This is a genomic window from Alphaproteobacteria bacterium LSUCC0684 (genome assembly GCA_041228335.1).
Lineage (GTDB): Bacteria > Pseudomonadota > Alphaproteobacteria > Puniceispirillales > UBA1172.
The window spans coordinates 273,739-295,916 of record CP166130.1 but is presented as its reverse complement, the minus strand read 5'-3'; the positions used below and the strand labels follow the sequence as shown (position 1 = coordinate 295,916).

18 protein-coding genes are annotated in these 22,178 nt (G+C 56.9%); 8 read left to right on the top strand and 10 right to left on the bottom strand.

Features of this window, described 5'->3' with window-relative positions; genetic code table 11:
* Positions 1–171: 171 nt before the first annotated feature.
* A complete protein-coding gene (locus AB8880_01400) occupies positions 172–2,229 on the bottom strand; it encodes an acetate--CoA ligase family protein (protein XDZ66076.1) in 2,058 nt (685 codons plus the stop codon).
* A gap of 264 nt (positions 2,230–2,493) precedes the next feature.
* On the opposite strand from AB8880_01400, the gene AB8880_01395 reads away from it, so the two are divergent.
* From AB8880_01395 to AB8880_01380, 4 genes are all read left to right on the top strand, one after another.
* Positions 2,494–3,657: an aromatic ring-hydroxylating dioxygenase subunit alpha gene (locus AB8880_01395; protein XDZ66075.1), complete on the top strand. Its 1,164-nt coding sequence runs from the start codon at positions 2,494–2,496 to the stop codon at positions 3,655–3,657.
* Positions 3,658–3,729: 72 nt separating this feature from the next.
* On the top strand, positions 3,730–4,533 hold the full coding sequence (locus AB8880_01390; protein XDZ66074.1) for an enoyl-CoA hydratase/isomerase family protein: 804 nt from the start codon (positions 3,730–3,732) through the stop codon (positions 4,531–4,533).
* Between the two features lie 31 nt (positions 4,534–4,564).
* Complete coding sequence (locus AB8880_01385) at positions 4,565–4,726, top strand: NAD(P)-binding domain-containing protein (protein ID XDZ66073.1); 162 nt, start codon at positions 4,565–4,567, stop codon at positions 4,724–4,726.
* Positions 4,723–5,697 carry a DMT family transporter gene (locus tag AB8880_01380; GenBank protein XDZ66072.1) on the top strand — a complete coding sequence of 325 codons (975 nt, stop codon included), beginning with the start codon at positions 4,723–4,725 and terminating at the stop codon, positions 5,695–5,697. Before AB8880_01385 ends, AB8880_01380 begins: the two co-directional genes overlap by 4 nt.
* 6 nt (positions 5,698–5,703) lie before the next feature.
* On the opposite strand, the gene AB8880_01375 is transcribed toward AB8880_01380, so the two are convergent.
* Both AB8880_01375 and AB8880_01370 read right to left on the bottom strand, forming a co-directional pair.
* Entirely contained in the window at positions 5,704–5,961 is a 258-nt protein-coding gene (locus AB8880_01375; protein ID XDZ66071.1) for an Lrp/AsnC family transcriptional regulator, read from the bottom strand.
* Between the two features lie 99 nt (positions 5,962–6,060).
* Positions 6,061–6,981 (bottom strand): DMT family transporter, encoded by a 921-nt coding sequence (locus AB8880_01370; GenBank protein ID XDZ66070.1) that lies wholly within the window; start codon positions 6,979–6,981, stop codon positions 6,061–6,063.
* A gap of 290 nt (positions 6,982–7,271) precedes the next feature.
* Between AB8880_01370 and AB8880_01365 the strand changes: the two genes are divergently transcribed.
* Positions 7,272–8,885, top strand: coding sequence for a hypothetical protein (locus AB8880_01365; protein ID XDZ66069.1), 1,614 nt, complete (start codon positions 7,272–7,274; stop codon positions 8,883–8,885).
* Between the two features lie 36 nt (positions 8,886–8,921).
* Here AB8880_01365 and AB8880_01360 read toward each other — a convergent pair whose 3' ends face one another.
* From AB8880_01360 to AB8880_01330, 7 genes are all read right to left on the bottom strand, one after another.
* Positions 8,922–9,914 carry an ABC transporter ATP-binding protein gene (locus AB8880_01360; GenBank protein ID XDZ66068.1) on the bottom strand — a complete coding sequence of 331 codons (993 nt, stop codon included), beginning with the start codon at positions 9,912–9,914 and terminating at the stop codon, positions 8,922–8,924.
* Positions 9,914–10,909 (bottom strand): ABC transporter ATP-binding protein, encoded by a 996-nt coding sequence (locus AB8880_01355; protein XDZ66067.1) that lies wholly within the window; start codon positions 10,907–10,909, stop codon positions 9,914–9,916. Before AB8880_01355 ends, AB8880_01360 begins: the two co-directional genes overlap by 1 nt.
* Positions 10,906–12,063, bottom strand: a complete 1,158-nt coding sequence (locus AB8880_01350) for an ABC transporter permease (GenBank protein ID XDZ66066.1) — start codon at positions 12,061–12,063, stop codon at positions 10,906–10,908. The genes AB8880_01355 and AB8880_01350 overlap by 4 nt, the downstream gene beginning before the upstream one ends.
* Before the next feature lie 5 nt (positions 12,064–12,068).
* Positions 12,069–13,076, bottom strand: coding sequence for an ABC transporter permease (locus AB8880_01345; protein ID XDZ66065.1), 1,008 nt, complete (start codon positions 13,074–13,076; stop codon positions 12,069–12,071).
* Positions 13,077–13,174: 98 nt separating this feature from the next.
* Positions 13,175–15,214, bottom strand: a complete 2,040-nt coding sequence (locus tag AB8880_01340; protein XDZ66064.1) for an ABC transporter substrate-binding protein — start codon at positions 15,212–15,214, stop codon at positions 13,175–13,177.
* Between the two features lie 360 nt (positions 15,215–15,574).
* Positions 15,575–17,104 (bottom strand): sulfatase-like hydrolase/transferase, encoded by a 1,530-nt coding sequence (locus tag AB8880_01335; GenBank protein ID XDZ66063.1) that lies wholly within the window; start codon positions 17,102–17,104, stop codon positions 15,575–15,577.
* A gap of 120 nt (positions 17,105–17,224) precedes the next feature.
* Positions 17,225–18,094 carry a LysR substrate-binding domain-containing protein gene (locus AB8880_01330; GenBank protein XDZ66062.1) on the bottom strand — a complete coding sequence of 290 codons (870 nt, stop codon included), beginning with the start codon at positions 18,092–18,094 and terminating at the stop codon, positions 17,225–17,227.
* A gap of 107 nt (positions 18,095–18,201) precedes the next feature.
* Here AB8880_01330 and AB8880_01325 point away from each other — a divergent pair, with 107 nt between their 5' ends.
* From AB8880_01325 to phnY, 3 genes are read left to right on the top strand one after another with little or no spacing between them, the layout of a single operon-like run.
* Entirely contained in the window at positions 18,202–19,404 is a 1,203-nt protein-coding gene (locus AB8880_01325) for a 2-aminoethylphosphonate--pyruvate transaminase (protein ID XDZ66061.1), read from the top strand.
* Positions 19,405–19,437: 33 nt separating this feature from the next.
* Complete coding sequence (phnA, locus tag AB8880_01320; protein ID XDZ66060.1) at positions 19,438–20,682, top strand: phosphonoacetate hydrolase; 1,245 nt, start codon at positions 19,438–19,440, stop codon at positions 20,680–20,682.
* A gap of 41 nt (positions 20,683–20,723) precedes the next feature.
* Positions 20,724–22,172 (top strand): phosphonoacetaldehyde dehydrogenase, encoded by a 1,449-nt coding sequence (gene phnY / locus AB8880_01315; protein XDZ66059.1) that lies wholly within the window; start codon positions 20,724–20,726, stop codon positions 22,170–22,172.
* Positions 22,173–22,178 lie beyond the last annotated feature (6 nt).

Sequence of the window (22,178 nt, the reverse complement as noted above, 5' to 3'; positions counted from 1 at the left end):
TCAGGATGATCAATTCCCGCGGTCGAAATGACCGTGTTTGCCGGTCGTATCCGACATGAGTTATTAAACATACGTTATATAACTGTATTCTTTCATAAAAATTATATAATATAAAAAACAGAGGGCGCAACATGGCTTGAAGCAAAGCCAAACCGGGAAAGTGATTGAGACTCAATCGGGGATTATCAGCGCATCCACCGCGCAGGCCCTGTCTTCGCTGATGATGACCGGATTGATATCAGCCGAGGCGATGTACGCCCTCATGTCATGGGCAAGATGGGAGAATCGTGCGGCCATCTCGGCAAAATCCTCAATATTGAGGCGAGGTCTGCCCCTGTATCCTTCAAGCAGCCGGTAAATCTTGAGAGACGGGAGCTTTTCCAGCACCTCTTCGGCCGAAAACGGGGCCATCAGGATGAGTTTGTCATCAAGCAGTTCAACCCCTGTGCCGCCGGCGGAAATCATCACCGCCATGCCGAAATCCGTATCGTTCACCGCCCCGAGCGCCATTTCCGCCTCACCACGGATCATGCGGGCGACAAGCACCTTTTCCGACAGCCTGCCAGCCAGATCATGATAGGCATCAGCAACCGCATCGGAGGTTTCAAGGCCGATCTTCACGCCGCCAACCTCGGTTTTATGATGCACCCCGTCGGCGAGGGTCTTGAGCACAACAGGAAAACCCATGCGCATCGCCGCGGCCACGGCCTCATCACTTGAGGAGGCAATCCCGGTTTCAGGGGTTGTGATACCGTAATCACGCAGCAGGGCGAGCGCCGCATCTTCCCCCGGAGGCGATGCGGAGATTTTCTTCTTCCAGGCAGAAGCGTTCGGATGTTCCGGCATGTCAGGTGGCGGATAGCACCCCCGGCCATGATGGAGAAGATGCCGCACCGCGATCAGCGCTTCACGCGTGCCTTCCACCAGCGGGATATTCAGGTCCGCCATGCGGGAGGCCATGTCGCGGTTGTTGGTCAGCGCATAATTGCTGGCGGCGATCACAGGTTTGGTGGTGGTATGGGCTAACGAGCAGAGCACCTTTTCATGCATTTCATGCAGGTAATATTCCTGCCGCCAGTCCATCATGTAGAGGCCCGCCGCCACGGCCTTATCCGCAAGCATGGCCTTGAAGGACGTGGTGAAAATCATATCGGCGCCGTAGCCTGTTCCCCAGGCATCCATTGGGTTGTCGGCTTCCATCCCGGGCTCAAGGCAGGCCTGTATCTCAGCCCGTGTTTGAGGCGAAAGACGGGCAAAGGGAACTCCGAGATCTTCGGCGAGATCGGCAATAAGTTCACGTTCACCGCCGGAATCGTGGATCGTGGCAATTCCGTCGCCCGCGGCCCGCCGACCCTGGCTGAACACCGCCAGCGTTGCCGCCATCTCATCCAGGGTTTCCACCAGATGCGCGCCGCGGCTTTCCACGGCGGCGCGAAAGACCTCATGGTTTCCGACGATGGCCCCGGTATGGCTGAGCGCCATTCTCGCGCTGGCTGCACTGCGCCCAACCTTGAGGATGACAACCGGAATATCACGTCGCCCCGCCTCTTCCAGTGCGTCGATGAATCCATCCGGATCCCGCACCGCTTCAAGGAAAAGACCAGCCACGCGGGTGCCGGGCAGATCAATCACCCATTTCAGGTAATCGGCGGCGGTTGTCACCGCCTCGGCCCCGGTACTGATGACCGTATTGAACCGGAGGCGGCGGTCGTTATTGACCAGCGCGCCGAGAACAGAGCCGGACTGGATGATCGCGGCGATCCCGCCCGGCTTGAGGTCAAGCGGCATCGGAAAAGGGGTAATCCGCAGTTTAAGGTCAAGGTTGTGCAGGCCCATGCTGTTCGGCCCGACAAGCGGAATACCGGCTTCCCGCGCCATATCCCCGATCCGTTCTTTCATGGCCCTGTCCCGGGTATCGGCAAAGACGGTGGCGGCTCTCGTGCCGGCCCTGATCGCCGCTTCGAGCGCCGCCTCGGCACGTTCGGTTGCAACGGCGATCACCGTATGATCCGGGGCGGCGGGAAGATCCGCCATGGAGCCGTAGAAGGCGGCATCATCGCTCTTGCCGACATAGCCTGGATTGACGGGATATACGGCACCTTCATAGCCGCCGGATTTGAGCATGTCATAAAGAACATATCCGTAGGAATCGGGCTTCAGCGAAGCCCCGAGAAGGGCAACCGAAGAAGGCGCAAGCAACGGCGCAAGAGGCGGGTTGGTTGATCCCATGGCAATTCGGCTGAAACGCGCCCTTTCACAAATCCTTGGACACTCTATTCAAAAAAATTCCCGCATGACAACTGCTTTGTTGCCCCGGGTCCTGATTGTGCAAATCCTGCTTGCATGGAGTTCGGCTTTCACGATACGGTCCTTGAAGGGGCGGGCATCGGGTTCCCCCGGGAATGCGTTGCCCCGCGCCGTGATCAACCCCGTGCTGTGATAAACCCCGTACTGGGATAAACTAGGACGATTTTATCGGGGAGTATAAAGACAATGGATGATCTGCATGAAACCTCTCATGCGCTGAAGGAGGCTGTCCCGACGCTGCCCTCCTCATGGTATGGTGATGCCGACCATCACCGCCGTGAAGAGAAGCATATCTGGCAGGCGGAATGGGTCTATCTCTGCCACGGCAGCGCCCTTGCAACCCCGCGCCAGTTCCGGACGATCTGTCTCGGGGATCAGCCGATCGTGGTGGTGCGCGACGAGAACGGCATCTTGCGCGGATATTACAATACCTGCCGACATCGGGGGTCTATCCTGTGCCAGGCGGAAAGCGGACGACTGGATTCAAATGCGCTTGTCTGCCCGTATCACCAGTGGTCCTACCGGCTGGCGAATGGCCAGCTTGCAGCAACAACATCCTTCACCGAAGCCGATGGGTTCAGCAAGGATGACTACCCGTTATTCCCCATCGCCGTGCGTGAGTGGCGGGGGGTTGTCTTCATCCATCCCGATCCGGGTGCGGAATGGAATCCCGATTCTCTTTTCCAGCGATCGGCCGACGGGCTCAGGCGGTTCCCGCTCGAAGACATGAAGATCGGCAAGACCTGGTCCAAAATCATCAACTGCAACTGGAAGCTTTTCTGGGAAAATTTCAACGAATGCCTCCATTGCCCGAATATCCATCCTGAATTGACGGAACTGGTGCCGCTGTATTCACGCCGCATCATCAACAAGATGGACATGCCTGGCTGGACAGATCACGAAAGTTCAAACGATCCGCTTTATCGGGGCGGGCTCCGGCCAGGGGCGCAGACATGGTCAACAGATGGTTCAGCCCAGGGACATATCATCGCGAGCCTGAGCGATGAGGAAATCGAACGGGGCCAGCTCTACGCCTCGGCCTGGCCGTCGATGTTCATCGCCGGATACGCTGATCACATGCGGATCGTGCGGGTGCTACCAAAAGGCCCGACAACAACCGAAATCACCGCCGAATGGCTGTTTGAGGACGCAACGCTGGGCGATCCGGACTACGATATTGCCAATGTTGTCGATTTTGCCACCCTGGTGATGGAGCAGGACGGCGGTGCCTGCGAGATGAACCAGCAGGGTCTGGGTGCCGATCCCTATTCCGTCGGTGTCCTGATGCCTGAGGAATACCTGCTGAAACGGTTTCACGACTGGGTCCGCGCCCGAATGGACAAGGTATAGACACCCTCGAAGGAACCCGGAACAAGCACAGGGACGCAACTGCCGATATGGTAATTTTGAAAAGGTCACTCAATGAATACCATCCATCTTGAACAGGCCGATGGCGTTGCGAAGCTGACATTGAACAGGCCCGATGTGCTCAATGCCATTAACGAGGCCATGGTTGCCGAAACCAACGCGGCGATGGCTGAACTGGCCGCGGATGACCAGGTGCGAGCCATTGTTGTCACGGGAGCGGGGCGGAGTTTTTCCGCCGGATTTGACATGAAGGAAGCGGCGGCAAAGGAGATCAGCGGCCGGGACGCCTGGCGTGAGGTGCTCTTGCGTGATTTTGATTTTGTCATGCAATTCTGGACCTGCCCGAAGCCGACCATTGCGGCGGTGCATGGATACTGCCTTGCCGGTGCGTTTGAGCTCATGCTCGCAACCGATATCAGCGTTGCCGACAGATCGGCGCTCTTCGGCATGCCCGAAGTCCGTTTCGGCTCCGGCATCATCACCATGCTGGCGCCCTGGGTGACGGGGCCGAAACAGGCAAAGGAGCTGCTTCTGACCGGCCATGACCGCTTCACCGCCGATCAATGCCTGACCATGGGGGTGATCAACCGCGTCGTTGCGGATGGCACGGCCGGGGACGAAGCCCATGCCATCGCCAGCCAGATTGCGCATTCAGCGGCAAAATCGGTTCAGCTCACCAAACAGGCCATCAACCGCAGCTACGAGATGGCGCGGATGCGTGAGGCGCTCGACGCTGCGCTGGAAATCGACCTTGAGATCGAGAGCGATGAAAGCCCTGAACGGCTCGAGTTCAACTCCATCCGAAAGGAAAAGGGGTTGAAAGCTGCCCTCGCCTGGCGGGACAGCAAGTTCACCTAGACAGAAAAGCAACACAGGGGGGGGAGATTTCATGCAGCAATATGGTCTTGTCGGGCTGGGCAACCTTGGCGGCAAGATAGCCGATAATCTCCTCAAGGCAGGCTTCCCGCTCAAAATTCATGACACGGGCAAGGCCAAAGTGACGTCACCCATTCAAAAAACTTCCAGATCAGGACAGGCTAGACCGGAATGAAAATAGCTCTTTTCGAGGGACCAGCAAAAGACCGCCCCATGGCCGCACTCGGCCTGCTGCTGATGGGGGTGAGTTTCCTTGCCCTTCAGGACTCGATGATCAAGATGTTCGCGCCGGCAACTACCTTCTGGCAGTTTCAGGCCATACGATCCGTCTTCAACCTGATCTTTATCCTCTTTCTCGCAAAAGCATCCATCGGGATAGGGCAGCTCTGGCCCAACCGGCCCTGGCCTGTTTTCATGCGCGCGCTGATGCTGACCTGCTGCATGCTGTTTTTCTTCGGCGCCGCCCCCCAGATCAGCGTCAGCCAGATGGCGGCGGGGCTGTACACCTACCCCTTTTTCATCACGCTGATGGCGGGCCCGTTTCTTGGTGAGGCGATCGGCCCCTGGCGGCTTGCCGCCCTCGGGCTCGGCATGGCCGGGGCATTTACGGTGCTTGACCCGCTGGCTGAAGGGTTCCGCTGGGTGCAGATCATGCCGGTCATTGCCGGGTTTTTCTATGCCCTGAACCTTTTGATCCTCCGGCGCTGGTGCCGCAATGAAAGCCCTCTTGCGATTGCCTTTATTGTCGCGCTGGTGTTTATCATCTTCGGCACAACGGGCGGGACCATCATCTCCTCCCTGCCGCTTGCTGCCGAAACCCGTTCAGCTGTTCCTTTCCTGCTGAACGTCTGGCCGGAGATCAGCCTTGCCGTCCTCGGCTTCTGTCTTTTCGCCTCATGCCTTAATCTGACGGGGAATATCTGCCTCAGCCGTGCCTATCAGACGGCGGACAGCAGCTGGCTGGCGCCGGCGGATTTCAGCTATCTTCTTTTTGTGGCGATATGGAGCCGGGTGTTCTACGAAACCTGGCCGACGCCGCAGGCCGCAACCGGCATGGCGATGATCGCGCTTGCCGGCGGGGTGACCGCGTTAAGGGAGCGGCTTCGCAGCCGGGTACCTCCAGCCCTTGAAGCACGGCAGAAATAGATCTTTCTAGAATGCCTTGAAGGTCAGGGTGGTCAGGGAGCGGTCAATATTCGGGATGTCGAGAATATTGTCGTTGATGAAACGGCCAACCTCTTCGCCGGAAGGGATGTAGATGATCATGAAAAGATCCCACTCCCCGCTGGTTGAGTAGAGTTCCGAGACGATTTCCCGCTCATAGATCTGATCGGCCACATCATAGGCTGTTCCCGGGCGGCAACGGAGTTGAACAAAAACCCGGGTCGGCCCGGCGGTGGAAGTGTTCATACCTCTCTCCTCTCAGCGCAGCAGGCAAGGTGCCGGCGACGCAAGCAGTATACCCTTTCCTGCCTTTCGGTAAAGAGCCGAGGCTTGCGGGCGGGCGGATCATGTCCGGAGCGAGGTCTTGACCGCCAGCGGCTTGCGCCGCACCCCTTCGCGGATAAAAATGAAGAGACCGCTGGCAACAATCGTCACCATCCCGATACCCGAAAGGAGATCTGGTATCTCATCGAAAAGAAGATAGCCAAAAAGGGATGCCAGCAACAGAAGGGAATATTCGAACGGTGCCAGAACCGGCGGCGAGCCGACCCGATAAGCGCTTGTCAGCAGCAGCATCCCGAGACTGCCGAATGCCGCCACCGTCGCCATGGCCAGAAGAAGGAAGGGATTGTCAAAGCTCCAGCTCCGGACGAGATAATCCAACTCGGGAAAGGTATCGGCATCAATGCCGAGGAGGTTGAGCGCCAGCGCCGCGACCGTGCCGAAAACAGCACTGCCGATGTAAAGCTGGAGCATCTGCTGGAAGATCGTATCCTTGTCCCGGGTATGCCGCGCGATCATCATGGCAATCGCATAACCAAGGGCGGTGAATACCGGCAACAGGGCTATCGCGTTGAACTGCCCCGGTGAGGGTTTGATGATCATCAGCACACCGGCAAAGCCGCCAACAATCGCCGCCCCCCGATACCAGCCCACATCGCTCTTGAAGACCAGTTTTGAAATGATCGTGATGAAAATAGGGCTGACAAAAAAGAGACTGGTGGCCTCGGCCAGACTCATGCCTGAAAGAGCAAAATAAAAGGCCAGAAAGCCACTGAAGAAAAGCAGGATACGGATCAGGGCCAGAACAGGATAGGCTGAACCTATGCGAATGGGCCGCCCGGTCAGGCGAAGAAACGCCATCAGCACAAGACAGCCAAGCAGACCACGGAAAACCATGATCTGGACAAGCGAGCCTTCGCTTGCCATCATCCGGATCAGCACATCCTGCACGCTGAAGAGAAGCATGCCGGATAGAATAAACAAGATACCGCGTAAATCGTCCTGCACTGTCACCCTCACCAGGCATATTGCTCAATGGCACCCAGCAGAGTGCTGTTAAAATGATGAGGTGAATTGACATGGGTGGCAAGATGATTTTTTAAGACAAATCAGTCGCTTACAGAACATTTTGAGAGAGTTTTCCCGGCCTGATCGAGCAGGTTCAGCGCCTTGCCTGAGGGCGCGAAGCCGGCATTGCCCGAAGAGCCTCGGATACTCTTCAACCGAAGAAATGATGTTTGGTCAAGCCCGTCTCTTGATGTACTCTTTTCAAGATGATCAGCGTGTTGAAATATATCCTTGCCGCCTTTATCGATTTGCCCCGGCAGTTCAGGCTGAGCTATCTGCCTCCGCTCATGGTCTATGCCGCGGCGGGTATTTCCGGGCTCACGGCCATTGTCGGCACGTTCTTCATCAAGGATTATCTTGATCTGTCCGCCGCTTTTCTTGCGGGGCTTGGTTTCTGGGCGGGGCTGCCATGGGCGCTCAAGATGCCGCTCGGCCATCTGGTTGATCTCATCTGGAAGCACAAGAACTATATGGTTTTTGCCGGCGCCGCTGTCATTGCGTCGAGCCTCCTGATCATGCACGGGCTGATCGGCCATACGGTGATGATGTCCACCATCCTGCCGGTGGAAACCTGGTATGTGATCAGCGTTATCCTTGCCCCGGTGGGATATGTCATTCAGGACGTTGTCGCCGACGCCATGACGGTTGAGGCCGTGCCCGCGGTTGAAAAGGATGGCACCCCTTTTCCCGAAGACCAGATCAAGGCCATGCATACAACCATGCAGATGCTTGGCCGCTTTGCGATCATCGGCGGCACGGTGCTGGTGGCCCTGGCCAATGTCATTCTGTTCAGCGGCGTTGATGATCTGGGGGAAAGCCAGCGCATCGATCTTTATGCCGATATCTATCTTTATGCCCTGATCATCCCGGCGATATCCGTTCTCGGCGTGGCGCTGGCCTGGTTTCTCGCCGCGAAATCGGCAAGGGATTTCGCTGCCCGCGGCATTGACGCCCCGAGTGAAGACGCCATGCGGGAGAAGACCGAGGTCAACTGGTCTGTTCTTCTCGGCAGCCTTGTTTTCGTGATCTTCTCGGTGAGCATCGGCGCCTTCAACCTGCCTTTTGCGCAGGAAATCGTTTTTGCCGGTTCGGCGGCCATCATCCTTTTCCTGATGAGCCGCCTTGTGGCCTACCTGCCACCATCCCAGAGACTGATGATCATCGGCACGGCGATCATCATCTTTGTCTTCCGGGCGATGCCAAGCCCCGGGCCCGGATTAACCTGGTTCGAGATTGACGTTCTGCTTTTCAACGAGCAGTTCTTCTCTGTTCTCTCTCTTCTGGCATCGGTGCTTACCCTTGCCGGGATCATCCTGTTGCGACCGTTCATGGCGCGGAATTCGATTGCCCGGATCATGGTCGTGCTGACGATTGCCGGCACAGTGCTGTTCCTGCCGAGCATCGGGATGTATTACGGGCTCCATCTGTGGACCGCTTCCATGACAGGTGGCGTGGTCGATGCAAAATTCATCGCCATCATCAACACGGCGGTGGAATCGCCCCTTGGTCAGGTCTCCATGATCCCGCTGCTGGCCTGGATCGCGAAAAATGCGCCCGCAAACATGAAAGCCACGTTTTTCGCGGTATTCGCGTCCTTCACCAATCTGGCCCTGTCGGCAAGTTCGCTCGGCACCAAATATCTCAACCAGATCTTTGTCGTGACAAGGGAAGTGAAGGACAAGGTGACGGGCGAGATCGTTTCCGCCGCTGATTACTCGGAATTGGGAATCCTGATGATCACCGTTACCGTGATCACCCTCTGCCTGCCGATAGGCGCGGTGGTGATCGTGCAGAAGAGCCGCCTCAGAACAACCGACTAGATCTCCGGCCAAGGGCCCCGATCCGGCAAAAAATCATCAGGCAAAAAGTTCCTTCCAGCGGTGGCAGGCGACTTCGTGTTCGCCATCGGCAACCTCAAGCCTGGGCTCGGCGGATTTGCAGATATCCACCGCATGGGGGCAGCGTGTATGGAATTTGCACCCCGGCGGCTGATTGGTTGGCGAGGGAATCTCCCCTTCCAGTTTCTGGGCCTTGCCGCGCTCATCGGGATTGAGCGAGGGGATCGCGGAGAAAAGCGCTTTCGTGTAGGGATGCCGCGGCGCCGCAAAGAGTTTTCTGGTCGGCGCGATTTCAACCAGACGGCCAAGATACATCACCGCCACGTGATCACATGTATGGGCAACGACGCTCAGATCATGGCTGATGAACATGAAGGTCAGCCCCATCTCTGCCTGCAGCTGCTTGAGCAGATTGAGCACATCCGCCTGGATGGACACATCCAGCGCCGCCACGGCTTCATCGGCGATGATGAACTGCGGGCGGGAAACAAGAGCACGGGCAATGGAGATCCGCTGGCGCTGGCCACCGGAAAACGCATGCGGGAACCGCCGCAGATGCTCAAGATTAAGCCTGCATTTAGCGGCGATCTCCCGGACCCTTGCGTCGGTTTCTTCACGCGATGAGGTGATCTTCATGACTTCGAGCGGCTCGGCGATAATGTCACGGACCGTCATCCGCGGGGATAGTGCGGCATAAGGGTCCTGAAAGATCAGTTGTGCCCTGCGCCTGTAATCCCCAAGCTCATCCTTTCCGATATTGGTCAGGTCGTAACGAACCTCATCATCCTGATAGATCGCGTTGCCACCTGTAATCGGAGCAGCCCGCAGCAATGCGCGGCCAAGTGTCGTCTTGCCGGAGCCGGACTCCCCCACGATCCCGAAGAATGACCCTTTCGGGATATTCAGCGATACATTATCCACGGCCTTGAGATTTGCGTGACTGAAGAGACTCTTGCCAATCCGGAAGCTGACCGAAAGATCCCTGGCGGAAATCAGCATCTTCTGCTCCATCACCGGCCCTCCTTCTGATAGAGGTGGCAAGCAACACGATGCACCGGATCAACCCATTCTTCGAACGGGATTTGTGTTGAACAGATCGGCCCGACCAGTTCCGCGCATCGGGTGTTAAACACACAGCCATTCGGCCGTTCCAGCGGCGACGGAATATCACCCGGCACCGGGGTAAGCGGCGCGTCAAGATCATCAAGGCGCGGCAGTGCCGCAAGAAGGCCGCGCGTATAAGGGTGCTTCGGATTACGAATTACTTCGCGTACCGAACCTTCCTCGACCAGACGACCAAGATACATCACGCAGACTTTGTCGGCGGTCTGGGCAACAACACCCAGATCGTGGGTGATGAAGATGATTCCCATCTGAAATTCGTTGACAAGGTCCTTCATCAGGTCAATCACCTGTGCCTGAATTGTCACGTCCAGTGCTGTCGTGGGCTCATCCGCGATGAGCAGTCGCGGCTTGGTTGACAAGGCCATGGCGATCATCGCCCGCTGCCGCATACCGCCTGAAAGTTCAAACGCGTATTGGTCAAACCGGCGTGAGGCATCAGATATGCCAACGCGGTCCAGCATCTCGACCGACAATGCCTTCGCTTGTGCCTTGCTCATGTCGGAATGCAGTTGCAACTGCTCAACCATCTGCTTGCCGATGGTGATCGCCGGGGCAAAACTCGCCATCGGTTCCTGAAAGATCATGCTGATCGAACCGCCGCGCACGACTTTCAGCTCACGTGGGGTGCGCAAGGTCATGACATCGACCGGGCCACTTTCGGCTTCCAGCATCACGCGGCTCTGCGGGGAGTAAACGGCATTACCGGCATTGAGCTGCATCAGCGCCTTTGCCGTTACCGACTTGCCTGAGCCGCTCTCACCGACAAGACCCATCACCTCACCTTTCTTCAGGGAAAAGGACACATCTTCCACGGCCGTGATCAGCCCTTCATCCGTACGGAACTGGATAGTCAGGTTCTGAACGTCAATCAGCGAGGTCATTTTTTCGTATCCGTATAAGGGTCTGCGGCATCACGAAGACCATCTCCGACAAAGACGAAGGCCAGCACAAGCGCAACGAAGAAAATCACGGGGATGAAATACCACTGGTAATTCAACAGCACATCTGCCTTAGACACGTTCTGCAGCAATGCCCCAAGAGAGTTCACCGGATCCTTGAGGCCGAGACCGATGAAACTCAAGGCGGTTTCGGTCCGGACCATATAGGGAAAAGAGATCATCAGATCGACAATGATGTAACTGGTGAATGAGGGCAACAAATGGCGGCGGATAATATGCCGTGGCGGGGCACCACACAATTCGGCCGCCAGTACATATTCCTGTGTACGTTCAGTCAACAGGTGGGTTCGTATGCGCCGCGCAAGGGTCGGCCAGCCGACCAGCCCGAGAATGATCGAAATGACAAAGAAACGCATCTCGGATGATATCTGCGGCCAATAGGCCAGCAGGATCGCCGATATCGCCATGAATAGCGGGATCTGCGGCACTGTTCGCACCGCGTCCGTCACCATCTGCAACACGGAGTCAATCCAGCCGCCGAAATAGCCGGCCACCCCTCCTATCACCAGCGCGAGAACAAAAGCGATCATGACACCAAGAGTGCCAACTGCAAGCGACGTCCAGATTGCATGCAGGGTACGACTGAATATGTCCTTGCCACTGCCATCGGTGCCGAACAGGTGTATCTTTCCGCCCTCTACCCCGAACAAATGCACGTTGGTTGGCACAACCCACAGAAGTTTGTAATCCCAGTCACGAACAAAGAATTTCACATAAAGCCGCTTATCCCTGTTCTCGGTGATAACCCAGCGGAAATTCGTTGCAATCGAACGTTCACGTTCGGTTGCGTAAATGAAGGGGCGGATGGAAAAGCCATTCTCATCCCAGAATTTGGGCAACTGTGGACGACCATTCTCGTACTGTTCGTCCCGGCCTTCGATGCTCGGATTGTAGGGCGAAAGGAACGGCGCAAAGAGCCCCATCAGCACCATGATCGTGAGTGCCCAGGCAGCGATCATCGCCGTCCGGTTGGACTTGAAACGCGCCCAGATCAACTGCCCTTGCGAGGCGGTGAAATACGCCTCCTTGGCTTTCTGGTCAACGCCAGTAACTTTTGCTTTTCTTCTCCATAACATCGGCTTTACCCCATCAGTCCACGGCGCACCCGCGGATCGATCAGCGCGAGCAGGATGTCAGTGGCAAAGTTCATCACCACAATGCTTGCCGTCAGCAGGAAGATAATCGCGCCCGCAAGCTGCTGGTCATTGGACCGTGCGAGGCTCTCAATCAGCAATGCACCGCTTTCGGTCAACGTCAGAATCATTGCAATCACCGGCAACTCGTTGAAAATGCGGTTCAGATCAAACCCAAGCGAATTCACCACGGGCCCCAGTGAATGCTTGGCCGGGTAACGCCATAACAGTTTTGCACCCAAAACCCCGCGTGCCGCTGCGGCTGTAACGTAAAGCTTGCCGATTTCATCCAGCATCAGTGCCCTTACCGTCTGCAGAGCAAAGGCGGTGGCTGACCAGCCAAGCACAAAAACCGGTAGCCAAGCGTGACCGAGAAAATCCATGAACTTGGCCCAGTTCCAGGCAGCATCCCGGTACTCTTTGGAATAGAGACCAGTCAGACTCTCCCCAAACCAAACAGTGGCGAAGAGCATGATAATCAGCGCGAGCAGAAAGTTTGGCAGTGCCAGCCCGAGATAACTTACAAACCGCATTGTATTGTTTGCGACCGCACTTTTTGAACTGGCGGATATGATGCCTATGGGTAAAGCGATCGCATAGGATAAGATCAATGCTGCAAGACAGATTCCAAGCGAGATAAGAAACTTGTCCGCAAGCAACTGGTTGATGTCCAGCCTGAGGATGCAGCTTTCGCCGAATTCGCCGTGAACAAAGACCTTATAAACCCATTTCACCCAGCGTTCAGGAAAAGGACGGTCAAGACCAAGTCGGCGTTCTTCCGCCTCGATATCAGCGATGGTGATCTGGCTGCCTTGGGTATTCTTGAACGCAAGATAGCGCTCAGCGCAACTGCCGGGCACCAATTCCATTAGCGAAAACACGATCAACGACACTATCATCAGCGTCATGACCGCCATCGCTGCGCGGGTTAGCACAAACTGAATAAACTGTGCCATGGATAGCCTTATCCCGTCAGGTAAGTGTTTCTAGGTGATCAGGGCGGCAGCTGAACACTGCCGCCCCAACTCATTCCTATGTTCGAGAGGTCAGGACCTTATTCGTCCAGATACCACTGCGCACCACGGTACGGATAGGTGCGGTAGTATTCATAGGACTCGGTCATGAACTCAGGCACGTTCTTCAACGCGTTGCGATGATAGATCGGTCCTGCCGACAGAACTGTGCCAAGGAACAAAAGGTTGGAAGTCATGTTTTCAACCATGCGTGCGCCGATGGCGTTTGATTCCGGCGTGCCGACCGGGGTCGACTGGAATGCGTTGATGTCATTCATCAGCTGCTTGACGTATTCCGGCGGCTCAACACCTGAGGCGCCATTGCTGTCAACCCACTCAGCCCACAGCATGCCTGTGCGGTGAGCGAAGTAGTTTTCGAACGGTGGAACCCACAGCTCGTTATTGCCGAGAACGATAGCCAGCGGCTGGGATTTCTCCCACAGGCCAACATCGAGCTGGTTTGATGACTGAGCTGAGCGATACTCATCTGGTGTGACTTCCTTGACCGCGCTCTGGATGCCGACAGCATTCCAGCTTTGCGCGATCAGTTCCACCACCTGACCCGGCAGGCCCTGCTGGGCGAACTGAAGGTTCAGGATAAATGGAGCGCCACCCGGCAGGTCACGGATACCATCGCCGTTCTGATCGACCAGCCCGATTTCATCCAGCAGTGCCTTGGCACCGGCAGGATCATGCTCGGTTGCAAAGGTCAGCCACTTGGAATCGACAAAGCTGGGCACCGGCGAGAAGCCTACATACTGGCGTGCTTCACCCTGGCCGAAATACGCCGTCTCGTTGATCGCGTTACGGTCCATCGCGATGGACATGGCCTTACGGAAACGAAGGTCACCGAAGATAGCACGCTTGCCGGCATCTTCACTCGTCACGTTGAACGACACCGTCGGCATTGAAATCCGCGGCTTGATCTGTACCGTGTAGTCACCCTTTTCCATGTTCTGGAGCAGGATCGGGGCGTCAGGCAGGCCGAGAGACTGGGACTTGTAGTCAACTTCAGCGTTGATCAGCTTCAGCAGGCGGACTTCGTGATCATTGGCGTAGATCTCATCCATCTCGTTGATGTAGGGAAGCTGCTGACCTGAGGTATCCACCATGTGGAAGTAGGGGTTGGCCACGAAATGGCGGCCTTCGGTGGTTTCCGAGACAACAAAATGGCTTTCAAGCGTTGGCACAGCCGCGCCAGGCATCTTGGCCACTTTGTCAGGTGAGTTCAGCATAGGTGACGGCGTGTCGGTCCAGTCAGATGAACCATAATAGGCACGAATTACTGCATAGCCATTCTCAAAACCCAGTGCCTTTGCCTTGGCATCTGCATCCGCGCTGATGCCTGGATGGAACTGACCCAGGAAGTGCTTCGGCTGGAAGCCTTGAGCATAGGAGGTTGCGAAATGCGCCAGAAGGCCTGGCTTTGGCGCAGGCAAGTTAAACACAACTGTAGTCGCGTCCGGCGTATCAACCGTCATCCGCTCACCACCGACAAGGGCATAATCCTTGGGCTTCTCGAAGACGTTCGTGTCCATCATCAGGTTGTCATACCAGAACTTCACGTCCGCAGAGGTGAAAGGCTGGCCGTCCGACCACTTGTGACCTGCGCGAAGATGGAAGGTCAATTTGGTGTAGTCAGAATTCCATTCCCATGACTTTGCAACGTTTGGAACGATTGTCTGCAGGTCATCGGAATAGCGAACCAGGTTCACGTGACGGATCGAGAGAAAGTCCGAGGTGCCGGCTTCGGTGGCGTTGGAAAGCGCATCCAGGGTGCCGCCGTATTTACCAATGCTGCTATAGGGCACAACGACCAGCGGTTCTTGCGGGATACGATCTGCCAGCGGTGGAAGATCTGGATTACCCTGAATTCTTGCATTAAGTGATGCCGCATCCGGATTGGATGAAAACGACATTTTACAGCCCGCGGCCGCTTCAAATTCAGCGACTTCATATTGTTGCGGGTAGGCGCCGGATTTGACACCTTTCATATCTGCCACGGTAATTCCCGGGCAGTTGGCATAGGCAGCCGCCGGCATGGCCAGAACTGCAAATGCCGAAAGTATGTACTTTTTCATTTGTACCCTCCTGTTTTGCTCCCGGAATGGGAGTTTGAGCTGATTGATCTGGGGTGTTGCAAAAAGATAAATTGCTAGAGGGGCAAAATATTTTTGGAAAAATATTCATGAAACCCTGAAACCTGAGGTCTTGGCGCCTCTTTGCTCTCATTCATTGCGACTATCCCAAATAAGCATCAGCAAATATCTTTCACACAAACCTGCCCTTTGGCCAGTTTTTTTTTGCAAATATTTTCCAGGCCTCCTTCCGGTCGGAATGTGGATCGATCCTGCAAATGCCGACTGAAAGATATAAAACCAAGGTTACAGCTTTGTGACAGGGAAACGAAAATCAGCCAGACAAACGATTCGGTGAAACAATCAATACACTCCTCGCACCGCCCCGTTTGAGGTAATCATGACCCTTGAGAACTGCCCTTCCGCGTGACGCATCCGATGCCGCAAAAGAGCTTCGGTCAACTCAAGCCGGATATCGCTGAAGGCCGAATCATGGGCAAGGTTTTCAACCTCTCCCCCGGCGTTATGATCAAACAGAAGCGGCGGAAGATCGGCGGTAAACTGGACCAGTGTGTGCCGGTCAGACCGGATGATGGCAAGACCGCATTCCTCCGAGGAAAGATTGAGTTCACGCTGCCAGACCGTCGGGCTGACCGGATCACCAAAATCAAGTTCGGAGACCGAATATTTCCGCCAGTCCGCCCCGGGCTCACCTTTGAGCAATGGAGAAAGCGGCACCCCGTCCATCGAATCCGGCACCGGAATATTCAAAAGATCCAGTATGGTGGGGGTTACATCGATGGATTCCGTCGGCAGGCTGATCTGCTGGCCGCGCTGCGCATCGCCCGCAAGGCTCGATGGCGTGCGAATGACCAGCGGCACGCGAAACGCGGCGTCGTAATAATGCATCTTGCCCCAACTGTGATGATCGCCAAGCATCTCCCCATGATCCGAGGTCACGATGATCACCGTGTCGTCATACTGGCCTGTTTCCTTAAGATGGCTGATTATCCGCCCAAAGTGATGATCAAGCTCGGCGACAAGCCCCATATAGACGGCCCTGATCCTGGCGGTTGTTTCGCCGCTTGCCCGCAGGTCCGGGCATCCTTCAACCATATCGGTCACCTGGCGAAAGGCCATGGCCGGCCCGTTGAACGGATGTGATGCCTGATAATCCTCCGGCGAGCCACCACTGAGCGCTGGCGGCATGTCGGCAGGCTTAAAGAGCGCGTTATACGGCGCCGGCGCAACAAAGGGCGGATGCGGCCGGATGAAGGTGACATGTGCGCACCATCCCTGGCCCCGGGTCGGCAGATCCGCCAGCACGCGATCGGTCAGAAAGGCGGTATCGCTGTGCTCGGCCTTGTAGAAGGCGGGGGAGTCCGGCTGGTTACCTTGAGGCACATAAATATCCTGACCTTCTGGCACATCGTATCCAAGCCCGGCCAGATAGGCCCGCCAGGTCCGGCTGTCATCAAACCTCATTTCAAGCGCTTCCATGAAGCCGCTCATCACCTGTTCATAGGAGGTCAGCACCGGATCATCGGCAGCAAAATGCCTTGGGTCGGCCGATGTATCGGTATATCCATACAAGAGCGGCTGGATGCCCGCCCCGCGAAGCTCGGTGGCGAGATTGAGCTTGTCTTTGGGTAGGGGCGTGCCGTTGCGGATGGACCGGTGATTCATGGCATACTGCCCGGTCAGGAGCGAGGCCCGGGCCGGACCGCACGGACTGGTGACCGAGACATGATTGGTGAACGTCACCGCATCGGCCATCAGTGCCTTGAGATTGGGCAGATCAGCCGCCGCCGCCAGCGCGCCGGCAAGGCAGTCAGCCCGCATCTGATCAAATACCACGAAAAGCACGTTCGGCCGTTCCATTCCCTTTGCCATCAATCCGATCCTCAAGATTTCATCACCCTGATTGCCGCCCCCTTGATCCGGAACGGCTCGAAATTGCGATAAAGCAAACACTGGCGGCGAAAAGCGGTCAACCAAAATTCTTGCGTCAGATCAGGCCCCGTCTTTCATCGTCAACACCCCCATGAAGGCGCGGATGATCGGCACATGCTGACGTGACCTGAGATGGGCAAGCGTTTCCGGCATTTCCAGCATATCGCCCTTGAGTGCTATCCGAAGAAGCCTGGTATCGCCCTCGATCTCCGCTTCCGAGACGAAACCGATGCCGAAGCGCTGGGCCACCATATCCCGCATCGCCTCCCTTCCCTCGACCACCATCGCAGGGTCAAGCCTGACGCCGGCCTTTCGCGCCGCAGCCAGCACCCGTGTCTGGGTCTGGGAGCCGCGCTCACGAAAAATCAGCGGCAATGCCCTTATATCCTCAAAGGAAAGATTCTCCGGGGCTGCGGTGAAGAAATCCGGGCTGGCGACAGCCATGATCGAAGATGTGCCGAGGGTCACCGAGATGAGGTCCGGGGCCTCGGCAACACGGCCGAACACCCCGATCTCGGCGTCGTAATTGCGAAGCGCCATGAGCACCTCGTTCGAATTGCCGATGCGCATATCCACCACCACCCGGGGGTGCTTGCCCCGGAAACGATGCAGCATCTCCGAGACATGGGCGGGCGAATCGACCATGATCCGGAGCGTTCCGCTGAGTGCATGGCGTGACTGATCAAGGAATTCACCGATCGAATCCTCGATCTCGAAATACTGGCGGGTCAACTCCAGAAGCCTTTCTCCTGCCTCGGTAAGCACCACTTTTCGATTGCGGCGGATAAAAAGCAGCACATCGTGATCACGTTCCAGCTGCCTGACCTGTTCGGACAGCGAGGGCTGCGACTGATTGAGATATTCGGCGGCACGCGAAAACCCGCCCCTGAGGGCTACATGATGAAAAGCACGGAGCTGGGTGTATCGCATTTTATGTATAACCTTATCCTATAGATAAATAATTTATAAAGATTATACATATAAATATTCCTGTGCCAAGATGGCGCCATGAGCTGGACCTCTGGCGGAGAAACTTCATGAAAACGGATCAGTCAGCCATGACCGGAGCGGCCTTTCCATCCCCTGCCCTGGGTGAGCCATATCTGCTGACGCCGGGGCCGCTCACCACCGCTATCGAGGTCAAGAAGGCCATGCTCCGGGACTGGGGAAGCTGGGATGGTGATTTCCGGGCGCTCACGGCCGAATTGCGCCGGCGCCTGCTTGATATCCTTGGTGCCGGCGGCGAGGCCTATGAATGCGTGCCGATACAGGGCTCAGGAACATTCGCGGTGGAAGCCATGCTCGGAACCTTCGTTCCAAGGGACGGCAAACTGCTGGTGCTGGCCAATGGCGCCTACGGGCTGCGGGCAGCGGAAACCATGCGGTATCTGGGGCGGGAGGTCCACCTCCTCGACAAAGGCGACTATCTGCCGCCACGCGCATCCGACGTGGCGGCGATCCTTGCCGAAGATGAAGATATCAGCCATGTGCTCGTGATCCATTGCGAGACGAGTTCGGGCATCCTGAACCCGATCCGGGAGATTGCCGAGGCAACCGAGGCCGCCGGGCGGCGCCTGCTGATCGACAGCATGTCCGCCTTTGGCGCCATCCCCGTCGAGCCGGCCACGATCCGTTTTGAAGCGATGGTGTCTTCGGCCAATAAATGTATCGAAGGCGTGCCGGGATTCGGCTTTGTCTTTGCCCGCCGGGAGGCGCTCAAGGCGGCGGCGGGAAACTGCCATTCGCTCAGCCTGGATATCCACGCCCAATGGGCGGCGATGGAAAAAACGGGCCAGTGGCGCTTTACCCCGCCAACCCATGTGGTTGCCGCCTTCATCGAGGCGCTGAACCTCTTTGAGGCCGAAGGCGGCGTCGCGGGGCGGGGCGCGCGCTACACCCGAAATCGGGATGTGCTGGTCGATGGGATGCGCCGCCTCGGTTTTGAAACCCTGCTCGATCAGGAATGGCTGTCGCCGATTATCGTGACGTTTTTCTGCCCCGCTGATCCCGCCTTTGAATTTGCGCGTTTCTATGAATTGATGAAAGCCGCCGGATATATTATCTATCCGGGCAAGCTGACCGTGGTGGACAGTTTCCGTATCGGCTGTATCGGCCGCATGGACGAGGCCGTGATGCGCGGCGTCATCACCGCGGCGGGTGAAGCCCTGGCCGATATGGGCGTCCGAAGCGCAGCCCCGCCTGCCGAAGCCCTGGCCGAAAGACAGAGACTCTGTTCCTGAATCCAATCAGATGCAATCACGAAGGATCTATCGATGCCCCTGACCTCCCCTGTTGAAGCCAATGGACGAAATTACGCCGTACCGCGGACCTGTGCCGTTGCCATCTGCCTTGATGGCTGTGAGCCCGAATATCTTGATGTCGCGATCGCCGAAGGGCTGATGCCCAATGTTGAACGGATGCGCGCCGAGGGCACCGACCGGATCGCGCATTCGGTGATCCCGTCCTTCACCAACCCGAACAACATGTCGATCGCTACCGGCCGGCCACCCACGGTGCATGGTATCTGCGGCAATTTTCTCTATGATCCGGAAACCGGCGAAGAAGTGATGATGAACGATGTCCGTTTTCTGCGGGCACCCACCATCTTTTCAAAATACTACGCCGCCGGCGCCCGGCTTGCCGTGATCACCGCAAAAGACAAGCTTCGCGCCCTGCTCGGGGCGGGGCTTTCCTTCGACGATGGCCGGGCTATCTGTTTTTCCTCCGAGCGGGCGGATCAGGCGACGATGGAAGCCAACGGGATTGATGATGCCAGCGCCTGGCTTGGCCGCCCCGTGCCGGAAGTCTATTCAGGCGAGCTGTCGGAATTTGTCTTTGCTGCCGGCTGCAAACTGCTGGCGGAATGGAAACCTGACGTGATGTATCTTTCCACCACCGATTACATTCAGCATAAATTCGCCCCGGATGAGCAGGGAGCAAAGGATTTCTATGCCATGGTGGACCGCTATATCGGCCAGCTCGATGAAATGGGCGCGGCCATTGTGCTGACCGCCGATCATGGCATGAAACCGAAACATGATGCCAGCGGCGCACCGGCGGTGGTGTATATCCAGGACCTTCTCGATGACTGGCTTGGCAAGGCGGCGGCGCGGGTCATCCTGCCGATCACCGACCCTTATGTGGTGCATCACGGGGCGCTTGGATCTTTCGCCACCGCCTATCTGCCGGATAATGCCCGGCGGCAGGAGATCATCAGCCGGATCAGGGAAATTGACGGCATCATGCTTGCCATCGACAAGGAGGACGCGGTCAGCAGGTTCGATCTGCCCGCGGACCGGATCGGCGATATCGTCATTATCTCCGATGAAAACATGACCATCGGCACTTCCGAAGACCGGCATGATCTTGCGGCGCTGAAAGAGCCGCTTCGCAGCCATGGCGGGTTGACCGAACAGGAAGTCCCGTTCATCGTCAATCGCCGGATTGATCTGCCTTCGGCCCCGGAGTTGCGCAATTTCGATGCGTTCTTCTACGCCGCCATCGCCGCCGCTGAGTAAGCCCGACGCCACCATATCAAGCAGGATAGAGGAACCAACCCATGTCAACATCATCCATCCGCCGGGAAGCGATGCGTATCGGCGGCGAAAAAGTTCACACCGACAAGGTTGTCGAGGTGCGTTACCCCTATACAAACGAGGTGATCGCCACGGTTCCCGCAGGCACGGCGGAACATGCGCGCAAGGCTTTCGAGATTGCGGCCGCGTATCAGCCGAAACTCACCCGCTATGAACGCCAGCAGATCCTCTTCCGTGCCGCTGAACTCATCCGTGAACGCCGCGAGGAAATCGCCCATTGGCTGACGCTGGAACTCGGTATCTGCAAGCAGCATTCGCTCTATGAAACCGGCCGGTCCTATGATGTCTTCACCCTTGCAGGTCAACTCGCCATCCAGGATGACGGGCAGATTTTCTCCTGTGATCTAACCCCCCATGGCAAAAGCCGCAAGATCTTCACCAAGAGAGAGCCGGTGCGGGCCATTTCGGCCATCACGCCGTTCAATCACCCGCTCAACATGGTCGCGCACAAGATCGCCCCGTCTATCGCCACCAATAACTGCATGGTCTGCAAGCCGACGGAACTGACCCCGCTGACCGCGATCACCCTTGCCGATATTCTCTACGAAGCCGGCCTGCCGCATGAGATGTTCCAGATCGTCACCGGCTGGCCGCAGGATATCGGTGATGAGATGATCACCAACCCGAATATCGATATCATCACCTTTACCGGCGGCGTGCCGGTGGGCAAGATGATCGCCGAAAAAGCCGGATATAAACGCACCGCGCTTGAACTTGGCGGCAATGATCCGTTGATCCTGCTCAACGATCTCAAAGGTGATGATCTTGACAAGGCGGCCACGATCGCGGTTGCCGGGGCAACGGGAAATTCCGGCCAGCGATGCACCGCCGTCAAGCGTATCCTCATCCAGAAGTCTATCGCCGATGATGTTGTCCCGCTGATCCTTGAGAAGGCAAGGGCCATCCGCTTTGGTGATCCGATGGACCCGGAGACACAGCTTGGCTGCGTGATCAGCGACAAGGCGGCGGAGATTTTTGAAAACCGTGTGCTTGAAGCCGAAAAGCTCGGGGCGAAAATCCTCTATCACCCCGGCCGCGACGGCGCCCTTTTGCCACCGATTGTGGTCGATCACGTTCCCCATGAATGCGAACTGGTGATGGAAGAAACCTTCGGGCCGATCGTTCCGATTGTCCGGGTGCCGGACGATGATGCCGCGGTCATGGCGATTTCCAACAGCACCTCCTTCGGGCTGTCCTCCGGGGTGTGCACCAATGATCTGATCCGCGCCACCCAGTATATCGAGGGGCTCAATGTCGGGACCGTGAATATCTGGGAACAGCCTGGCTACCGGATCGAGATGTCGCCCTTCGGCGGGATCAAGGATTCGGGCAACGGCGTCAAGGAAGGCGTGCTTGAGGCGATGAAGTTCTTCACCACCGTCAAGACCTACTCCCTGCCCTGGCCAGCCTGAGAGGAC